This window comes from Proteus hauseri ATCC 700826 (assembly GCF_001654965.1).
GTDB lineage: Bacteria > Pseudomonadota > Gammaproteobacteria > Enterobacterales > Enterobacteriaceae > Proteus > Proteus hauseri.
Genome location: NZ_LXEV01000032.1, coordinates 21,699 through 38,845 on the forward strand (window position 1 = coordinate 21,699; position 17,147 = coordinate 38,845).

Annotated in this window: 25 protein-coding genes and 1 tRNA gene; 19 read left to right on the forward strand and 7 right to left on the reverse strand. The window is 37.5% G+C overall.

What is annotated here, in order from left to right; all coding sequences use genetic code 11:
* Positions 1–56: 56 nt before the first annotated feature.
* From M997_RS14590 to M997_RS14610, 5 genes are all read right to left on the reverse strand, one after another.
* Positions 57–440: an antiterminator Q family protein gene (locus M997_RS14590; RefSeq protein ID WP_036934643.1), complete on the reverse strand. Its 384-nt coding sequence runs from the start codon at positions 438–440 to the stop codon at positions 57–59.
* Positions 440–1,414, reverse strand: coding sequence for a DUF7146 domain-containing protein (locus M997_RS14595; protein ID WP_064720845.1), 975 nt, complete (start codon positions 1,412–1,414; stop codon positions 440–442). Before M997_RS14595 ends, M997_RS14590 begins: the two co-directional genes overlap by 1 nt.
* Positions 1,411–2,976, reverse strand: a complete 1,566-nt coding sequence (locus M997_RS14600; RefSeq protein WP_064720846.1) for a DEAD/DEAH box helicase family protein — start codon at positions 2,974–2,976, stop codon at positions 1,411–1,413. Before M997_RS14600 ends, M997_RS14595 begins: the two co-directional genes overlap by 4 nt.
* Positions 2,977–3,232: 256 nt before the next feature.
* On the reverse strand, positions 3,233–3,412 hold the full coding sequence (locus M997_RS14605; RefSeq protein ID WP_239994717.1) for a hypothetical protein: 180 nt from the start codon (positions 3,410–3,412) through the stop codon (positions 3,233–3,235).
* 61 nt (positions 3,413–3,473) lie between these two features.
* Entirely contained in the window at positions 3,474–3,692 is a 219-nt protein-coding gene (locus tag M997_RS14610; RefSeq protein ID WP_064720848.1) for a hypothetical protein, read from the reverse strand.
* Between the two features lie 105 nt (positions 3,693–3,797).
* Between M997_RS14610 and M997_RS14615 the strand changes: the two genes are divergently transcribed.
* The 16 genes from M997_RS14615 (at position 3,798) to M997_RS14690 (ending at position 12,548) form a co-directional block, all read left to right on the forward strand.
* Entirely contained in the window at positions 3,798–4,466 is a 669-nt protein-coding gene (locus M997_RS14615; protein WP_064720849.1) for a LexA family protein, read from the forward strand.
* Between the two features lie 284 nt (positions 4,467–4,750).
* Positions 4,751–6,730, forward strand: a complete 1,980-nt coding sequence (locus tag M997_RS14620; RefSeq protein WP_157957773.1) for an ATP-binding protein — start codon at positions 4,751–4,753, stop codon at positions 6,728–6,730.
* A 171-nt stretch (positions 6,731–6,901) separates the two neighbouring features.
* Positions 6,902–7,354 (forward strand): helix-turn-helix domain-containing protein, encoded by a 453-nt coding sequence (locus M997_RS17805; RefSeq protein WP_064720851.1) that lies wholly within the window; start codon positions 6,902–6,904, stop codon positions 7,352–7,354.
* A gap of 1 nt (position 7,355) precedes the next feature.
* Positions 7,356–7,562, forward strand: a complete 207-nt coding sequence (locus M997_RS14630) for a hypothetical protein (RefSeq protein WP_064720852.1) — start codon at positions 7,356–7,358, stop codon at positions 7,560–7,562.
* A gap of 192 nt (positions 7,563–7,754) precedes the next feature.
* The gene (locus M997_RS17600) at positions 7,755–7,931 is read left to right on the forward strand and encodes a hypothetical protein (RefSeq protein ID WP_169816681.1); all 177 of its coding nucleotides are present in this window, start codon (positions 7,755–7,757) and stop codon (positions 7,929–7,931) included.
* Complete coding sequence (locus M997_RS14640; protein WP_064720854.1) at positions 7,921–8,322, forward strand: hypothetical protein; 402 nt, start codon at positions 7,921–7,923, stop codon at positions 8,320–8,322. The genes M997_RS17600 and M997_RS14640 overlap by 11 nt, the downstream gene beginning before the upstream one ends.
* Positions 8,322–8,621 carry a hypothetical protein gene (locus M997_RS14645; RefSeq protein WP_064720855.1) on the forward strand — a complete coding sequence of 100 codons (300 nt, stop codon included), beginning with the start codon at positions 8,322–8,324 and terminating at the stop codon, positions 8,619–8,621. The genes M997_RS14640 and M997_RS14645 overlap by 1 nt, the downstream gene beginning before the upstream one ends.
* Positions 8,618–9,040, forward strand: a complete 423-nt coding sequence (locus M997_RS14650; RefSeq protein ID WP_064720856.1) for a hypothetical protein — start codon at positions 8,618–8,620, stop codon at positions 9,038–9,040. The genes M997_RS14645 and M997_RS14650 overlap by 4 nt, the downstream gene beginning before the upstream one ends.
* A gap of 74 nt (positions 9,041–9,114) precedes the next feature.
* Complete coding sequence (locus M997_RS14655) at positions 9,115–9,468, forward strand: hypothetical protein (RefSeq protein ID WP_064720857.1); 354 nt, start codon at positions 9,115–9,117, stop codon at positions 9,466–9,468.
* Positions 9,455–9,661, forward strand: coding sequence for a hypothetical protein (locus M997_RS14660; RefSeq protein ID WP_052038446.1), 207 nt, complete (start codon positions 9,455–9,457; stop codon positions 9,659–9,661). Before M997_RS14655 ends, M997_RS14660 begins: the two co-directional genes overlap by 14 nt.
* Positions 9,658–10,134 (forward strand): hypothetical protein, encoded by a 477-nt coding sequence (locus M997_RS14665; RefSeq protein ID WP_064720858.1) that lies wholly within the window; start codon positions 9,658–9,660, stop codon positions 10,132–10,134. Before M997_RS14660 ends, M997_RS14665 begins: the two co-directional genes overlap by 4 nt.
* A gap of 11 nt (positions 10,135–10,145) precedes the next feature.
* Positions 10,146–10,832 carry a Rha family transcriptional regulator gene (locus M997_RS14670; protein WP_064720859.1) on the forward strand — a complete coding sequence of 229 codons (687 nt, stop codon included), beginning with the start codon at positions 10,146–10,148 and terminating at the stop codon, positions 10,830–10,832.
* Positions 10,833–10,843: 11 nt separating this feature from the next.
* Positions 10,844–11,425: a hypothetical protein gene (locus tag M997_RS14675; RefSeq protein WP_064720860.1), complete on the forward strand. Its 582-nt coding sequence runs from the start codon at positions 10,844–10,846 to the stop codon at positions 11,423–11,425.
* Positions 11,426–11,437: 12 nt separating this feature from the next.
* Positions 11,438–12,046 (forward strand): hypothetical protein, encoded by a 609-nt coding sequence (locus M997_RS14680; protein WP_036934676.1) that lies wholly within the window; start codon positions 11,438–11,440, stop codon positions 12,044–12,046.
* Positions 12,046–12,363, forward strand: a complete 318-nt coding sequence (locus tag M997_RS14685) for a hypothetical protein (RefSeq protein ID WP_036934679.1) — start codon at positions 12,046–12,048, stop codon at positions 12,361–12,363. The genes M997_RS14680 and M997_RS14685 overlap by 1 nt, the downstream gene beginning before the upstream one ends.
* Positions 12,360–12,548, forward strand: a complete 189-nt coding sequence (locus tag M997_RS14690; RefSeq protein WP_064720861.1) for a helix-turn-helix transcriptional regulator — start codon at positions 12,360–12,362, stop codon at positions 12,546–12,548. The genes M997_RS14685 and M997_RS14690 overlap by 4 nt, the downstream gene beginning before the upstream one ends.
* A 76-nt stretch (positions 12,549–12,624) precedes the next feature.
* Here the strand turns inward: M997_RS14690 and M997_RS14695 are convergent.
* Positions 12,625–12,701 (reverse strand) — tRNA-Arg (locus M997_RS14695).
* A 188-nt stretch (positions 12,702–12,889) separates the two neighbouring features.
* Between M997_RS14695 and folD the strand changes: the two genes are divergently transcribed.
* The 3 genes from folD (at position 12,890) to fruK (ending at position 15,574) form a co-directional block, all read left to right on the forward strand.
* Complete coding sequence (gene folD, locus M997_RS14700) at positions 12,890–13,762, forward strand: bifunctional methylenetetrahydrofolate dehydrogenase/methenyltetrahydrofolate cyclohydrolase FolD (RefSeq protein WP_064720862.1); 873 nt, start codon at positions 12,890–12,892, stop codon at positions 13,760–13,762.
* A 3-nt stretch (positions 13,763–13,765) separates the two neighbouring features.
* Complete coding sequence (gene ybcJ / locus M997_RS14705; RefSeq protein WP_064720863.1) at positions 13,766–13,978, forward strand: ribosome-associated protein YbcJ; 213 nt, start codon at positions 13,766–13,768, stop codon at positions 13,976–13,978.
* 654 nt (positions 13,979–14,632) lie between these two features.
* Complete coding sequence (fruK, locus tag M997_RS14710) at positions 14,633–15,574, forward strand: 1-phosphofructokinase (protein WP_064720864.1); 942 nt, start codon at positions 14,633–14,635, stop codon at positions 15,572–15,574.
* A 135-nt stretch (positions 15,575–15,709) separates the two neighbouring features.
* Here the strand turns inward: fruK and cysS are convergent, their stop codons facing one another.
* Positions 15,710–17,101, reverse strand: coding sequence for a cysteine--tRNA ligase (gene cysS, locus M997_RS14715; RefSeq protein WP_064720865.1), 1,392 nt, complete (start codon positions 17,099–17,101; stop codon positions 15,710–15,712).
* Between the last annotated feature and the right edge of the window lie 46 nt (positions 17,102–17,147).

Below are 17,147 nucleotides of genomic sequence, written 5' to 3' on the forward strand. Positions count from 1 at the left end.
GTTGACCTTGATGTCAGTCTTATCACAATATCATCATTTTTACGTACGTAAAGTTTTTATATGATTTTTTCTACATATCGATCCATCTCTAATGGAACATCTAGCATCATTAACATACCTTCTATTATTCCTTCTGCCTTTTGTAATTTTTTACCTATATGCCCATCAGAACAATTGTGCTTGTTAGCAAGTTGCATAAATGTCATTCCGAATAAGTAATAATCAAGCAATAGATCATGCATATCACTATTCTTTTTATTCAATTGCGCCATACAACTAGAAATAATTATTGCATCGTCTTCACAGCATTGAGGACGAGCTTTAACCTTGCTTGGTATTAATCCACTAAATCCCGCAGCAATCGAATACCATTGAACCGACTCTGTATTATCTGCCGACCATGCACCCCATCTTTCTAATACCTGTTGTATATCACGCATTACGCCACTTCCTTATGTTGTCTTGAAAATACTAACTCTCTTACCTCACAAGCTTCTGTTAGCATGTCATTAAAATCACCATTATCAGGCCATCTCACACTGACCGTTTCTACATCATTATTAGAAAGTAGGTTTTTATGTGCACACTCCATAGCGGCCGCATGACCTGCCGCATTCCAATCCATATCTGTAAAAATAACAAGATGCGTAACACCCTTCGGTGCTTTGAATTTTTTCATGAAGTTAGTATTAATGACCGACCAAGTATTTACACCATAGAGTTGCTTACAGGAAAGTGCCGTCTCGATACCTTCAGCTATGCCAAGTGTGGTATCGACAGGAAACATTCTTATCGCGACAGATTCTGCATACTCTAAATAGTTATCTTCCTGCACCGCGGTCATTTTCTTCACAACATCAAGAGGGGCTTTTTTGTCTCCTTGTAAATATGTTCTATGTAAATAACAAAGTTGCCCTTTAGCATCAGTAGCTAGTGACCAAATAGCTTGAAATTTGTCAAAACTATTACGAACAGGTTGATGATCACAATAACGGACATTATCTGCTGGTAATTCAAAAACTCCTCGATTCTGCAAATACTGCATGGCGGGTGTGTTTTTCAGTATGGGTAGTTTGGAATAACAGCCAGTGATGCGTTGGAATAAATTATTCTTATTTATTTTAGTTGGCAAAATAGCTTCTTTTTCTCGCTGATTACCAATCAATACATCAATTTCATCTGCTAATGTTTTAAAGTCTTTACCTTGTGTTCTTTCCAGTAATTGAAAGCCATTACCCGAACCACATGTACAGATGTAAGTTCCTCGCCCGTCTTTATCATCAATACGGAATTTTCCTTTTTGTCCGCAGATAGGGCACTTTCCTTTAAAGTGCTTACGCCCCGTTATAGGAGGTAATCCATAATGTGCAAATATTTTTGCCCATAGCCCTTTTACGGCATCAATTGTATTCACAGTAAACCTCCTTGCTGTGGCTGGTGGCTAATTTGAGTGCGTAATTTTTGAATATTGACTTGCGCCTTCTTGCGAGATTTAGCAAAGGCGATTTGTTTATATTTAATAAAGTTGCTCACTTCAGGTGTGATTTCTTGTGGCGTGTCATGAAAACCTTGTGGCCATACGCCAAATTTATCTTTGAAGGTATTAGAAACCCAGCCGTCACTAATCGGCTTACCCTGTGTCGCACGTTGATTCTGGTAGTATTTCAATTGAGACCACCAGCTTTGCTTGTCTTTTTGGGTGTAAGTGCGCTCTTTTTTATTCAACTTTTTGATGTTTCGGCTAGTATCAACATCAATATCTTCACCGACTAAAGGTTTGAATCCGCATTTAGGGCAAACATAAACACCTGCTGGTTTCATGTAATGGCAAGAGGAACATTCTTTCGGTTTCTTCTCTCGTTTTTCTTGCTCTCGGCTAGACGAAGATTCACTCATACCGTCGTTTTTGGTAGGTAGTTCGTCATACTCAATGTCATCTGGATAACCTAAGCGGTGAACAGAACCGGAGTGATCGAAAATAAGGCAAGTTTCTTTCCCTGGCGCAGTACGCAATCCTCTACCAATAGCCTGACACCAACGAATTTCTGATTTAGTTGGACGAGCGTAAATAATGCAACGAACATCACTATCAAAGCCGGCAATCAATGTTCCCACACTTACAAGCACCTTAGTCGCGCCTTGCTCAAACCGATGAATAATGATCTGACGCTCATCATGTGGCGTATCTGCGGTGATCACCTCAGCATTGACACCTGCACGATTAAACTCGACGGTGACAAAATTGGCATGACTGACTGTGACGCAAAAGCAAATCGTAGGTAGATTTCGACCATTCACCAACCAGTTATCAACAATATCCCCCACCAAGTCCGCACCACTCATGATTTCAGCAATCTCAGCTTCTTTGTAATCACTACCGAACTCTGCGTTGCTGGACGATTTCACTTTTGATAAATCGGGTTTAGTCGGCGCATAGAACTCGTATGAGCTTAAATCACCACGCTTGATCAACTCTTTCATCGTGGTTGGCTTAATCAATGTCTCGTAGTAATGACCAAGAAATGGCGCAAACGGTGTGCCAGACAAACCAATTACCTTGAATTCACTTTCACTGATCACTTCTAATATTTTCTTACGGCGTAAATGTGCCTCATCGATAATGAGTAAATCGATGTTGTCTGGAAAATCTCTACGAATAACGGTATCTGCTGACGCTATCTGAATAAAACGGGTCGGATCGTAATTAGGATGATCGCGCCATACATAGCTAATCTCTTCGGCTGGCAACCCATACTCAATAAAACGGCTGGCTGTTTGATCAATCAAAATGGTGTAAGGAACAAGAAACATCACTCTCATTCCACGCTGAATATGTCCGTCAGTAATAAACGCGGCTAATGCCGTTTTTCCGCTTCCTGTTGGGCTATAAATCATGAATGTTCTATTTTGCTTCCATGCCTGACGTAACATCGTCAATCCGCGTTCCTGTGCAAAATTTGGTGTGATTGTTAACATCGGTTTCCTCATCTAATAATTAGCACTGCCAAAGGAAGGGATTTATTTTTATCTGGACGTCTAAACGGCTGTTGGCTTTTTAACTCCTATAGAGATCTATATTTAAGATCTACTCACTCCCTTGGCTGTGCCTTCCCTAACACCCCTTTCAAAGATCACCCCCCTTTCCCCCCTAGAAAGTTTTCCCCTCTTCCCCAGAAAACAACCTAGACGGCTAAACGTCTTAACCTCCAATAACTCCTAAACCTAATTACTGCTAAATCGATAACGGCTTTGCTGTATACCCTTGCATTGCTCTCTGATAACGCTTTATGAACTCTCTTAATCTGACGTTAGCTTCATGACGAGCTTTGTTGTCTTTACGGTAGGGAACTTGTTCTCGTTCCCATTCCGTTTGATACACTTCTGAATATTTAACTAATGCCTTCTGTCTCATGCTTGGGCTTAACTTCGTAAGTTGTTCCTGAATCCACTTAGCATCATCATGGAAGTAATATTCAGGCATCGGCATGTTGATTTGGTGCATGATTTAATCGCTCATGTGTATATGGGATTTCAGGGTCGTAATGGCAGAGAATTGCCACATCTTCAGGAACACCACGCCACTTCCATTTACCAACGCCTTGACTACTACGAGCCTTCCCTTTTAACGGATAAGCTTTGCCTATCGCAGCATTCGTTTTATGAATGCCTTTTAAGATTTCATATAAATTCATAATTTATCCTTGAAAGTTTTCTTTCGTTAAATCATATTAAAAAGAAAGTTAAGTTTCAATTCTTTTTGATATATTAGTTTCGGAATAACTTTTTGAGGCGAAAAAATGAGTACATTTGGAGAAAGATTGCTTGAGCGGCGAACTGAGCTGGGTATGTCGCAAGATGACCTTGCAAAATTAACAGGTGTGTCGAGAGTAACAATTAGTAAAATTGAACTCGGTGAATCTCAAGACACAAGATCAGCAAATCTTTTCAAGATTGCAGCAGCGATGAAATGTTCACCAAAATGGTTACTTCATGGGAAAGAACCAAAGCAGGAAGTTACTGAGCAATTTGATAGAAATGTATCAAACCCAAGGCCATACAAACCGTCCCCCAAATATCCAGTATTGAGCATGGTTCAAGCAGGGAATTGGAATGAGGCTTGCGAGCCATATACACTAGATCAAATAGATGAATGGTATGAATCAGAGGTCAAAGTACATGGCTCTGCATTCTGGCTACGGGTGGAGGGCGATTCAATGACTGCCCCTATTGGGATTAGTATTCCTGAAGGCTCGCTTGTGCTTGTTGATACAGGTAGAGAACCTATAAATGGAAGCTTAGTGATTGCTAAACTGACTGATACCAATGAAGCTACTTTTAAAAAACTAGTAATAGATGGAAGTAGTCATTTTCTCAAGGGTTTAAACCCAGCATGGCCAATGATATCGATTAATGGTAATTGTAAAATTATCGGCGTCGTGGTTCAAATGATGATGCGTTTCGTATGATACATTGAACTTTCAAAACAAACTGCTGTATTTGATTCTTATCGCTCAAACTCAGGGCATCCGTGCCCTTTGTTCGTTTTTTGAAAGCTACAATCCCAACCTTGTCCGAAGATATCCGAATTACTAAAAGAATCCTTGCAAGACTTCTCTTGAGCTCCCTAAAAAACAAGATATACTGTTTTTATATACAGTGTTTATTCCCTGTGTAAATTAACAGATAACATAAATAGGTCCAAACTGCTATGATCAAAAAAATTGTCAACTTTTTACTGAAAGGTTATAGCATGGAACCTATTGATATAAAGGCTCATCCTGACCTACTGGAAAAAATATCTAAAGAAACGCCAGTAAAGGCATTGGCGGAACTAATTTGGAATGGGTTTGATGCTAAGGCTAAAAATGTCCATGTAAAAATTTATAATAATGACTTGGGTTCTATAGACTCAATAGAGGTAATGGATACTGGTGATGGTATCGTTTTTGAGAAGCTAGACGATCTATTTGGTGACCTTGGCGGTTCGTGGAAAAAAAGTGCAAAAAAATCAGGGGAAGATTATCTACATGGAGAAAATGGGCAGGGTAGATTTAAGTCTTTTTCATTGGGAGGGCTTGTTGAGTGGGATACCAATTATATAGATGGTGACGACAGTTATAACTATAAAATTAAGTCAGATGTTAATGAGTTGCTCAGAGCGCATAAAACTGAAAAAACTAAAAATAAAGTAAAGAAGAAAGGGACTACGGTCACAATTAGCAATGTAACTAAAGAAGCAAGCATATTAAACACCGAGATTAAGGTGAAGCTTGCTGAAATATTTTGCATGTATTTATCAAAGTATAAAGATAAAAAGCTATTTTTTAAGGATGAAGAAATAACGCCTGATTTGGTACAAAAAAGTGTTAAAAAAATCAATATGGGCGATGTCTATGTTAGTGAAGATTTGACAATAGAGTTAGTAATAAACATAGTTGAATGGAAGGAAAGCATAAAATCCTGCAAGCAGGTAAATTATTGTAATAAAAATGGATTTACTCTATACGAAGAAAAAATAACTAAAAAATTACCTGCCGTAATCTCTAATTTTACAGTGTTTGCAGAGTCTGACTATTTTGATGAATGCAAAGACAATGGCACGCTACAAGAAATAGATCTGTCAGATGAGCTTACGGCAATAAGAAGAATCATTACAGATAAAACTTTAGATTATTTTTTAGAGTTAAAGTCCATAGAAAGAAGTAAAGTTGTTAGCTCTTGGGTTGATGAAAACATATATCCATATGAAAACGTTAATACTTTCAATCCTGTCCTAGAGGCTGAAAAAAAAGTATTCGATATATTGGCAGTAAATGTTCAGACGTATTTAAAAAAGTTTGAAAAATCGGATAATAAAACTAAAAAATTTACTTTTAAGTTATTGAAGCAGGCTCTTGAATCTAATCCAGAGTCAGTCCAGAAGATAGTTAATGATGTTTTGGAATTATCCCAAGAAGAGCAGGACGATTTAGCTAACCTACTAGAAAAAACTACATTTTCATCTATTATTAGCGCTTCAAAATCTGTTACAGATAGGCTTGATTTTATTCATGGTTTGAGGCAACTAGTCTTTGATAAGGAATCAAAGAAGGCCCTACTGGAAAGAGATCAGCTGCATAAGATCTTAGAAAAAGAAGCTTGGATATTTAGAGAGGACTTTTACCTAACTGGTAGTGAAGAAACTTTAAATGAAGTTCTTAAAAAGCACATGCAAAAGTTAGGAAAGCGGTCCGATGATGAGAGCGAGCCAGTAACTCGTCCTGATGGCTCTACTGGAAGAATAGATTTGATGCTGAGTAAAACTAGACAGCCGAGTGAGGGTAAAATTGAGCACTTAGTTGTTGAAATAAAGCGTCCATCACAAAAAATAAATGCCGAAATAATATCTCAAATAAAAAGCTATGCATTTGCTGTTTCATCGGATGAAAGATTTGACAAAACAAATACTAGATGGACTTTTATAGCTGTTTCAAATGAAATGGATAGTTTTGCATTAGAAGAAATCGACCAAACGAACAGGGCTAGAGGTTTGATTTATGAAAAAGATAACCTATCAGTGTGGATTTATACTTGGTCTGAAATAATTCAGGCAGCACAAGCAAGGCTACATTTTTTCCAAAAACAACTAGGGTATGAAGCAAGCAGAACGACAGCTACAGATTACCTAGAAGAAAAATATAGAAAATTCATACCAGAAAATATTAATTATAGGGAATCTGAAGCAATCTAAATCGGATGATGAGATGAAAACTAACCCACTCCGGTGGGTTTTTTGTTGTCTGCAACTATCGAATTTCTTTCCTACCTTTATTCACCCGAAACTTTTCTTTCATTTCTCTATTGACACAAAACCCAGCTTTTTGTAACCTAGGTTTCGAAAGGTAATTATTGAGGGCGTGTCATGATCCAGATTATTGATGAATCAAAATTGTTACGAACAAATTCACAGGTGCAAACTCTGCTTGGCTGTGCGCTTGAGTCAAGCTCATCAAGTGAAGTTCAATCACTGATAGAAATGGCGATAGAGAAAAGTAAGACAATTAACTCTATTATCGAAAATAAGCCTGAATCTGACCAGCAACCAAAGACTCTAGCGATAGAAACTCTCGCTACTTGCAACTCATTTGCAGAACGTTTACGTCTAGCACTTGCTTACTCCGGAATGACTCAGATTGAATTAGCAAAAAAAATAGGCGTATCGCAAAGCACAATTAGTCAGGTGATAAACGGAAAGGTATCAGGGGTGTGTCGCACTAGCGTAATAGCCAAAGCATTAGGTATTGATCGTAACTGGTTGGCTTACGGAGAAGGTGAAATGACAAATTTTTGTACCCCAAAAACAGAGGAATTATAAGATGACCATTTTACATTCTACTGCAATAGCTGATTTACCGAAACCTGACATAAATACAGGAGTAATGTTACCTATGTTCTTGTTTCGTTTTTGGACTAAAACAGAGCATCCAGAGAAAAAAGAAGTTATGGCCACCAGCGCTGAACAAGCTAAAGAATTACTCGGTGGTAATGTTGTTTTCTCTGCTCAATTTCCTTGCGAGGCTTAATTATGGCTCACGAACTCAACTTAGAAGCTGTTGCAAAAAAAAGTGACCAACTAAACGCCCTTTTATTCCAGCTCAATGCTGAACGTATATCGGGTCAACCTGAAATAGAAAGTTTAATCGGATTGGCTTACGAATTATCAGGTGACATCTCGATCTGGTTAATCGAAGAAAATGCACAGAGAGATAATGATCATGACAAAAGAAATAATTACTGTAGATAGCGGGAAAATGCTAGATACATTACATCGAGTAAAAGCATTCTTAATTTCAGCTCAGTTTCTTTCTCGTAATAGCGAAGAGCAAGCGATTCAACTTAGCTTGTTATCTCAAGCAGAAGATGAAATTAATGAGGTTTTAAATGATGAATAACACTAAATTAAAAGAATCTGCCTGTGATGAATTACTTTATGCAACTTCTATTTTAAATCTCATTATCAACGATAACGTAACACCTAGCGATAATATGTTTAATGCGATTGAATCTGCAGTAGCCAATATAGAAAGAGCTAAAGAAAATGTATCAAGCATTAATACTGACAAATCACCAAAGCCTATCGGTGAAATTAAAATCAGTAATAACGATACAATTGAAACGGCTGTCGGGTGTATTTTAAACACATTAGAAACTGCAATTAATTTAAAAGTAGCTGAAGAAAGCGGTCATATTAAAAATTACGATATTCAAATTACAAATTTAATCCAGTCAGCAAAATTAAATTTAGAAACTATTTATAAAAAAGTAAGCTTCACGGAGGCCTAATGAATATCGATGAATTAATTACCCTTCCTGATTTAAACAAATTATCGGGAAAAGAAATAGGTAATTTAAGAGCTAATTTAGAATTAGCTATTGACTCACTCATTACAGGAATGAAGATATTCGGCGATTTTATGTTTTGGGCTGATGCTAATGAAAATTATCCCGATGGTAAAGATCATCTTGGTGATGTGGGATTATTTTTAAGCCAAGTGTCATTATTGATATCAATATTAAATGACAAACTTGGTGGAGTTGAATACGAAATATCAAATCGAAAAATAAAAGGAACACGGGAATGAATAACCAACACGAAGCTATTGAGAAAGCAACTGATAATCAAATTACTATTGCTATGCGCCCTGTTTATATTATCGCAGGTGCTAATCGTGCTTACTTGAGTGAACGTTCAGCATTAAACAAGCTAGCCAACATTCTCACTGAGTGTGAATTCCATAAAGAAGGCATTGAGACTAATTATCAAGGTGAACGATGCGAACTTGAAAATGGCACAATCGCTTTCAAGCGTGGCGAGCCTACCGAACACTTTATGGAACGCAAGGAAGCTAAACTAACCGAACTCCAAGAGCGATTAAAGCAGGAACGTAATATTGAACGATTGCAAAAAGAATATGCCAAAGCTGTCGCTAAATATGATGATGCAGAAAAAGAAGCTGATAGATTATATTACGAATTAAATAATGCTTTAACCAATAAATAAAATATCCACTACATAAAAATTAATTATAGCGTTCATGCTAGGGATTGCTGCGCTCTGAATCAGGAGTAAGCAACATGGATAAAGTTAATTTACTTGAGGTAAGAAGAAAGCGTTTTATCAACTCAGTGCTTATTTACATTAAACAAAATGGAAAGAAAGCTGAGTTTAAATCAAAGGTAAATAGTAAAACTGTTATTACAGAAATTAACTTTGAAAATTTAAATAATTTCTTCCGTGATATCTATGAAGAAAAAGATTGTCGACAACGTTGTAAGTGGAGTGATAAAGATATCTATAACACCTATGAGCGTTTATATAAATCTAACGGCTCTATTTCTGAAATGGGTAAATTCATGATTGATTATATCGTTGAGTATTTACCTCCTTACTTAAATGGAGAGGAATATAAATATCATGACGTATTCTGAATTCATGAAAAAAGGTAAGCAATTAGAGGGGAAAGGATTTTATAGACGCGCACTAGAGCAATATAACCAAGCTTTTATTATCGCAGATCCACCAGCTAAAGGCGCAATGAGTTATCAACAAAAAATAAGTAATCAATCATCTAAGCGTTGTTTAGATAAAGCCAAAATTAAAATACCGGGTGGCATGTTATGAATAGTAAAAAAATGACAACAAATGAAATCATCGAATATTTAAAAGAAAAAGGTTTCCCTGCTTCCTTATTAGATAAAGAAGCTATTAAGTCAAATCGTAAATTAACACCAGAAGAAAAAGAGATATTTGTTAAGCACATTGTTGATAATTTAAGAACGATTGTAGCAAATAAATATTTAATCTCCTGTGTAACGCGATTCGGTCCTGGTCTTAATGAGCAGTTTTCATTTAGACACAAAAATATTGTTGTCGATTTGGATTTAAAAATTATCGAGAAGCTACTCATTGTAAAAGTTGAGTCAGTCATTCTCGATCAGTCAGGCGATGGCGTATTCGCCCTGTTCCGTTTTTACGAAGGTAACAAAGCAAAAGGCGAAGAAGGTGATAAATGGATGCAAGACATGCTTGATCAACTACTCATCAATAGCGCCACTTTGCTTATCTCACAAGGTAAAAGTCAATTAATACACTAAGGATAGTCAATATGAATAATTTAATTAGCACCAATGCGTCAATGACCTCTAAAGAGATCGCCGAATTAGTTGGTAGCCGTGAAGATAGTGTTAAAAGAACTATCGAACGGTTGGCAGAGAAAAATGTTATATCCGAACCACCAACGGTGGATGGGATTAAAGCAGCAAACGGAACCACTCCACTACATTATGTTTTCACAGGTGAAAAAGGTAAACGAGACAGTATAATTGTCGTTGCGCAACTGTCCCCAGAGTTTACAGCTCGGTTAGTTGATCGCTGGAAAGAACTTGAAGATGAACGAGTCAAACCAAAATCACAAGCAGAAATTATTGCTGCTATGGCGCTGGCTAACTTAGAAAGCGAACGCCGTATATCTCATGTAGAGCAAAAAGTTGAACAAGTGAATGAAGTCGTTGAGCAAATAAAACAAGGAACGATCCCTGTAGGTTGGATTGGGTACTCTCTGGCGAGAACTAAATCAGGTATGACGGTGGATAAATGCAAAACACTCACCAAACAGTTCAATGTTCGCAAAAATAAAATAACTATTCTTACGCCCGAAGGTATGCCTAGGCCTATGGCCATTATTCATGAAGCTGATTTTATATCTGCATTCAAGGCAATGATGAGTGAAGCCGAAAAACGTGGCACTCGCTGGCATCATCCTAAAATGGGATTGTTTCAGGCAATTGGCTAGGAGGGTAAATAATGGCTTATTTTACTGATACTAGTAATGGCGTTATTTCTGATGATGGTGCTTTAATATCTTACTCTGAAGCTGTAACAGCCCTTGAATCAGGTCAATACGATAAAGAGTTATTGAAAGGTTTATATTTAGCCGCTGCAGTCATGGGTAAGTTAGCTGATGAACCTGAAACATTAACACCTGAACAGAGAATTTCTGTCTGGCGCTGGGTGGTAGCAACTTGCTTTATTCGTGAACTACAAGAAAAGAATGGCACCACTGAAATTCGTAATGAAGAAGGCGGTGTTGATCTTGCCACTATTTACAGTAACGGAGAAAACGCTTTAACCATTTACCCAGCTTCTTTGCGCCTTTGTCTTGCAAGCCATTTTGAAAGCATTCTTATCGAAGAGTTAGGGGGTATCTATAAAGATTATTGTCCTGACTTCATCATAAAAGCCTATATCGGCTTTCTGGACATCTCCCTTGAACATGGTCCTCGCCTATCAGAAAAAGGACGTGAAGGGCTCTGTATTCTTCATGATGATTATATTCGCGAGTTAGAAGCTAATAACGGATTTCTAGCTATGCCAACTATGCACTAAGGACGGTAAAAAATGACAACTAAATTACCTTACATCGAGACAAGCCAATTAAGAGCTGCACTTACATTATTAAAAATGAGTGATGATGTTCGTCTTGTTACTAACTGTGTACATATCAACGCTGAACATATCGAAGTGTCTAATGGGCATGTAGTATTACGCATGAAACACAACTCTGAATTCAGTGATGATATTGTTATTCAATTTGATGAAGCAATTCCTAGCGATGCTGAATATACACATATTAAATCATATGACGATGGTTCTTATGTCGCTATTCATTATAAGCAAGAGAAGGATGAAAATTTCTATCCCTACTATAAAACAAAACTCACTTTAATCAAAGATAAGTACCCGTCATTTAATCGTCTTTTTGAGCAGGAATTTATTAAAGGTGAAGCACCTTTATTGCAGTCCATGTATTTAGCCTTGCCTTATCTACTATTTGGCCGTGTTATTACGGGAATGCTGAAAACAAAAGATAGCAAAAGTGTGCTTTTCGATTTTTCACTTCTGACAAAAAAATCATTTGGTGATCCTAAATTACTTGTATTAGCAGTGGCTGATAATGCTTTTGATATTGCTGATAAAGTTTACAGCTTAATTAAGGATGATGATTAATGACAACTTTAGATTTCAATCTCGTTAGTGTCATCAAAAATGCAGGTAGTGATCCCGGTGATATAACTGATGCAGTCTGGAAAGCCGGTTATCGTAAAACAGATTTTACCACTGAGCAGATCATTGATATTGCAGTAAGCATGACGGGTGATTCTATTTGTTTAAAATTACCCCATGACACCTTACCTAAGACTTTAGATGACATCAGTAAATATCATTTAAACGATATCATTTTTGATGCCCATTGGGATAACCCACCAGCGACTATCGCACAGTGCATTATGGAGAACGGGTATAGGGAAGGAAATAAAAAATGACAAGTGTGACTCGATACATTAAGTGGAAGGAAATGATCCAGTTAACTGGCAAAAGCAAACCTACAATTTGGAGAATGTACGCAAAACGAAATGAGTTTCCCAGACCAGAAAGAACAAAAGGTGGTACGTTTTTAGGCTGGCCAGAACATGTCTATGAAGAGTGGGTTAGAAGTGAAAAACTGTAATGCTAACTTGACCCGTTACTTGACCCGCATCTCTTGCGGGTTTCTTTTTAAAATCTTGTAACTCATTGATTTTAAATGGTACGCCCTACAGGATTCGAACCTGTGACCTACGGCTTAGAAGGCCGTTGCTCTATCCAACTGAGCTAAGGGCGCCTAGAAAAGATAGGCGTCATCGTTCTTGCTGATAACGGGTGTGAATTATACGTTCAACATTCTGAGAGTCAACGCTTTTTCAACGATATCAATCTATGTGGTTAAAATATGGCAAGGAAGCAACTGACAGATTGCTCTTGATCTGACAAAATAGACACATACCGTAATTAGATAATTTGGATGTACAGATGTCAGCAAGAATTATAGATGGGAAAACGATTGCGCAGACCATTAGAAGTGAAGTTGCAGAAAAAGTAAAACAGCGTCTTGAAGCAGGCAAACGCGCCCCTGGTTTAGCTGTTGTTTTAGTGGGTGATAACCCTGCATCGCAGATTTATGTCGCTAGCAAACGCCGTGCTTGTGATGAAGTTGGCTTTGTTTCTCGTTCTTATGATTTACCCGATACAACCAGTGAAGCTGATTTATTAAACCTAATCGATCAACTTAATAATGATGACACTATTGATGGTATCTTAGTACAGCTGCCTCTTCCTGCTGGTATCGATAATGTCAAAGTATTAGAACGCATCCATCCTGATAAAGATGTTGATGGTTTTCATCCTTACAATATTGGCCGTTTATGCCAACGTGCACCTAAATTGCGCCCTTGCACACCTCGCGGTATTGTCACACTGCTAGAACGTTGCGATATCAATTTGTATGGTTTAAATGCCGTTATTGTTGGTGCATCTAATATTGTTGGCCGTCCAATGAGCTTAGAGCTATTACTTTCAGGCTGCACAACAACAGTGACTCATAGATTCACCAAAGATTTGCGTTTTCATGTCGAACATGCTGATTTGTTAATCGTTGCTGTAGGTAAACCTAACTTTATTCCTGGAGAATGGATAAAACCTGGTGCTATCGTTATTGATGTAGGTATTAATCGCCTTGAAAATGGTAAAGTAACGGGTGATGTCGATTTTGCACAAGCATCAGAGCGCGCAGGCTGGATTTCACCTGTTCCTGGTGGCGTAGGCCCAATGACAGTAGCAACACTTATTCAAAACACTTTACAGGCATGTGAAGAGTATCATGATCCTGAAACAGGTAATTATTAAGCAATGGAAAAATTTCAATTAGATGGGCACGACTATGTTGAGCTTTGTGATTTATTAAAACTTCAAGGCTGGACAGAAAGTGGTGCAGCAGCAAAAAATCTTATTGCTGAAGGTAAAGTCAGCGTAGATGGCAAAGTGGAAACACGTAAACGCTGTAAGATTATAGCGGGCAAAGTTGTGACCTTTGGTGAGTTTTCAGCCACCGTCAGCAAATAATCAGCAATTTGATAGTGTTACCCAAAGCGTTACTTTGTAAGTAGCGCTTTTCTTATTTTTAATGTTTTTTTCCTCTCTATCTTGTTTTTTGAGTTGTTTTACCTTCTTTTATTTTAACTTCTAAAATAAAAAATAAGATAACGTTTTGAATTTTAATATTTTTATTAATATAAAACTGAAATTATCTAATTTAAATCATCTTTTTAAACATCATTTATGGTTATAATCTATTATCTTAAAAAGAATATATTTATCATATTCAAAAATACAACGTGACAATGTAAAGCATAACGTATTGTTTTATAAAATAAATATTAATTTTAGATATAGTATTCAAAACTAAAACAACAATCTTTCAGTGACTATTTTGTCTATTTATTATTGATTTAAAGCACCAAAACGTGATTTGGATCTAATTTTTCCTTACTTTAGATAGGCAAAAGAGCATTGTTTGTACTAAATTATAACTTATAATTTGAAACGATTCAGCCTAGTGATATTATTTAACAAGCAGTTTTACGCTATTTATGCATTATTTGATGTTTTATCTAACAGGAGATCTTATGCTTAACCAACCTATTCAAGGTAACGTTTTTACTCTTATGGCAGAGAAAAAATGCTTACCTATTCTATTGCTTAGGGTAAGAAATTAGCATGAGACGCAGAGTCGCGACCATTACCCTCAATCCTGCTTATGATCTAGTGGGATTAAGTACGCCTATTGAACTTGGTGAAGTTAACCGCGTTAAAACAGCGGGTTTTCATGCAGCAGGCAAAGGTATCAATGTTGCTAAAGTCTTAAAAAGCTTAGGCGTTGATGTCACTGTAGGTGGTTTTTTGGGTAAAGAGAATCAAGATGGCTTTCAAAAAGAGTTTAGTGAATCTGGTATTGTGAATCGATTTCAATTGGTTGAAGGTCGTACACGTATAAATGTAAAACTGACTGAGCCAAATGGTGAAGTGACAGATTTTAATTTTTCAGGTTTTGATATCACTAAACAAGATTGGCATAAATTCGTTAACGACTCACTAAGTTGGGCGGGTCAGTTTGATATGATCTGTGTTAGTGGGAGTGTTCCCCCCAGTGTTGATTTAAATGATTTTACTGCCTGGATGACAAAACTACGCAGTGAATGCATGTGTATTATTTTCGACAGTAGCAGAGATGCTTTTGTCGCTGGATTAAAAGCATCGCCTTGGTTGGTAAAACCTAATCACCATGAGCTAGAGATTTGGGCTGGTAAACCTTTACCAGAACTTTCAGATATCGTGCAAGCGGCACAAGATTTGCGTCAGCAAGGCATTGCTCATGTTGTAATCTCATTAGGTGAACAAGGAGCAATGTGGGTCAATGCATCTGGTGCTTGGATGGCTAAACCGCCTAAATGTGATGTTGTAAGCACTGTAGGTGCGGGTGATTCTATGGTTGGTGGGCTTATTTATGGTTTAATGATGCGCCAAACAAGTGAACATACATTACGCCTTGCAACAGCCGTTTCAGCCTTGGCGGTTAGCCAAACCAATGTAGGTATTACAGATCGCGAGCAACTCGCTCGTATGATGACTGAAGTTGAATTAACACCATTAAAATTATAAATATACCTTTATGCTCCCTCGCCGACCAACGCCTCATTAGATGATAATAACAACTCAATATAATGAAAAAAATATCGGATAATAAATATCCGATATTTTTATTTGGCTTATTTAACTGAGCATCTCAGACAAATATTAGTTATTACGACGCCACGTTGTTCCTTGTGAGCTATCTTCTAATACAATTCCCATTGCCGTTAATGCATCTCGAGCAATATCAGCGGCTGCCCAATCTTTATTTTTACGTGCATCATTACGTTGCTGAATTAACGCTTCAATTTTTTCAACATCATCAGCACTTTCAGTTTTAGCGCCACTTTGTAAAAAGTGCTCTGGTTCTTGTTCTAATAAACCAAGTACTTTAGCAAGTTTACGTAGTACTGCTGCTAATCCATTGGCTCCATTGATATCAACCACTTTTAGGCGATTTACTTCACGAGCTAAATCAAAGAGTACTGAATAAGCCTCAGGTGTATTGAAATCATCATTCATCGCTTCAATAAACTGAGCTTCAAATGCTTCGCCCCCCTCGGGTTGTGCATTTGAATCTGTACCACGTAATGACGTATATAAACGCTCTAACGCGGTACGAGCCTGTTTTAAGTTCTCTTCAGTATAATTTAGCTGACTACGATAGTGGCCTGATAATAAGAAATAACGAACAGTTTCAGCATCGTAATACGCAAGCACATCACGAATAGTAAAAAAGTTATTTAGCGATTTAGACATTTTTTCTTTGTCTACCATCACCATACCAGAGTGCATCCAGTAATTAACGTAAGGACCATCATGAGCACAAGTTGACTGTGCAATTTCGTTCTCATGGTGTGGAAACATTAAATCAGAACCACCGCCATGAATGTCAAAATGATGGCCTAACTCTTTACCATTCATCGCAGAACATTCGATATGCCAACCAGGGCGACCTGCTCCCCACGGAGACTCCCAACTTGGCTCTCCCGGTTTAGACATTTTCCATAATACGAAATCCATTGGGTTACGTTTTGCGTTAGCAATTTCAACACGAGCACCCGCTTGCAGTTGCTCAAGATCTTGGCGAGAAAGTAAACCATAATCAGAGTCTGTATCTATCGCAAACATCACATCGCCATTATCAGCAACATAAGCATGTTTACGTTCAATCAGTTTCTCTGTTAACGCAATAATTTCAGCAATATGATGAGTTGCACGTGGCTCAGAATCAGGACGAGCAATATTCAGTGCATCAAAATCTTTGTGCATTTCAGCTAACATTCGAGTTGTTAGTTGATCACAGGTTTCATTATTTTCTATCGCACGTTTGATAATTTTGTCATCAACATCCGTGACGTTACGGACATAATTAACATCGTATCCTAAAAAACGCAGATAACGGGTTATAGCGTCAAACGCCACAAATGTACGTCCATGACCAATGTGACATAGGTCATAAATAGTGATGCCACACACGTACATACCTATTTTCCCTGCATGGATAGGCTTAAATTCTTCTTTTTGGCGAGTGAGAGTATTATAAATCTTTAGCATCAGAGGACGTTCCCGTTTTCAACTGTACGTGTTTATTACATGTCTA

Excerpts from the sequence above, each read along its gene's own strand:
- M997_RS14660 (WP_052038446.1), top strand. The coding sequence starts at position 9,455 with ATGACGTATTCTGAATTCATGAAAAAAGGTAAGCAATTAGAGGGGAAA.
- M997_RS14680 (WP_036934676.1), top strand. The coding sequence starts at position 11,438 with ATGACAACTAAATTACCTTACATCGAGACAAGCCAATTAAGAGCTGCA.
- M997_RS14670 (WP_064720859.1), top strand. The coding sequence starts at position 10,146 with ATGAATAATTTAATTAGCACCAATGCGTCAATGACCTCTAAAGAGATC.
- M997_RS17805 (WP_064720851.1), top strand. The coding sequence starts at position 6,902 with ATGATCCAGATTATTGATGAATCAAAATTGTTACGAACAAATTCACAG.
- M997_RS14640 (WP_064720854.1), top strand. The coding sequence starts at position 7,921 with ATGATGAATAACACTAAATTAAAAGAATCTGCCTGTGATGAATTACTT.
- M997_RS14615 (WP_064720849.1), top strand. The coding sequence starts at position 3,798 with ATGAGTACATTTGGAGAAAGATTGCTTGAGCGGCGAACTGAGCTGGGT.
- M997_RS14685 (WP_036934679.1), top strand. The coding sequence starts at position 12,046 with ATGACAACTTTAGATTTCAATCTCGTTAGTGTCATCAAAAATGCAGGT.
- M997_RS14605 (WP_239994717.1), bottom strand. The coding sequence starts at position 3,412 with ATGAGACAGAAGGCATTAGTTAAATATTCAGAAGTGTATCAAACGGAA.
- cysS (WP_064720865.1), bottom strand. The coding sequence starts at position 17,101 with ATGCTAAAGATTTATAATACTCTCACTCGCCAAAAAGAAGAATTTAAG.
- M997_RS14650 (WP_064720856.1), top strand. The coding sequence starts at position 8,618 with ATGAATAACCAACACGAAGCTATTGAGAAAGCAACTGATAATCAAATT.
- ybcJ (WP_064720863.1), top strand. The coding sequence starts at position 13,766 with ATGGAAAAATTTCAATTAGATGGGCACGACTATGTTGAGCTTTGTGAT.
- M997_RS14620 (WP_157957773.1), top strand. The coding sequence starts at position 4,751 with ATGGAACCTATTGATATAAAGGCTCATCCTGACCTACTGGAAAAAATA.
- M997_RS14600 (WP_064720846.1), bottom strand. The coding sequence starts at position 2,976 with ATGTTAACAATCACACCAAATTTTGCACAGGAACGCGGATTGACGATG.
- folD (WP_064720862.1), top strand. The coding sequence starts at position 12,890 with ATGTCAGCAAGAATTATAGATGGGAAAACGATTGCGCAGACCATTAGA.
- M997_RS14665 (WP_064720858.1), top strand. The coding sequence starts at position 9,658 with ATGAATAGTAAAAAAATGACAACAAATGAAATCATCGAATATTTAAAA.
- M997_RS14655 (WP_064720857.1), top strand. The coding sequence starts at position 9,115 with ATGGATAAAGTTAATTTACTTGAGGTAAGAAGAAAGCGTTTTATCAAC.
- M997_RS17600 (WP_169816681.1), top strand. The coding sequence starts at position 7,755 with ATGACAAAAGAAATAATTACTGTAGATAGCGGGAAAATGCTAGATACA.
- M997_RS14675 (WP_064720860.1), top strand. The coding sequence starts at position 10,844 with ATGGCTTATTTTACTGATACTAGTAATGGCGTTATTTCTGATGATGGT.
- fruK (WP_064720864.1), top strand. The coding sequence starts at position 14,633 with ATGAGACGCAGAGTCGCGACCATTACCCTCAATCCTGCTTATGATCTA.
- M997_RS14690 (WP_064720861.1), top strand. The coding sequence starts at position 12,360 with ATGACAAGTGTGACTCGATACATTAAGTGGAAGGAAATGATCCAGTTA.
- M997_RS14590 (WP_036934643.1), bottom strand. The coding sequence starts at position 440 with ATGCGTGATATACAACAGGTATTAGAAAGATGGGGTGCATGGTCGGCA.
- M997_RS14630 (WP_064720852.1), top strand. The coding sequence starts at position 7,356 with ATGACCATTTTACATTCTACTGCAATAGCTGATTTACCGAAACCTGAC.
- M997_RS14610 (WP_064720848.1), bottom strand. The coding sequence starts at position 3,692 with ATGAATTTATATGAAATCTTAAAAGGCATTCATAAAACGAATGCTGCG.
- M997_RS14645 (WP_064720855.1), top strand. The coding sequence starts at position 8,322 with ATGAATATCGATGAATTAATTACCCTTCCTGATTTAAACAAATTATCG.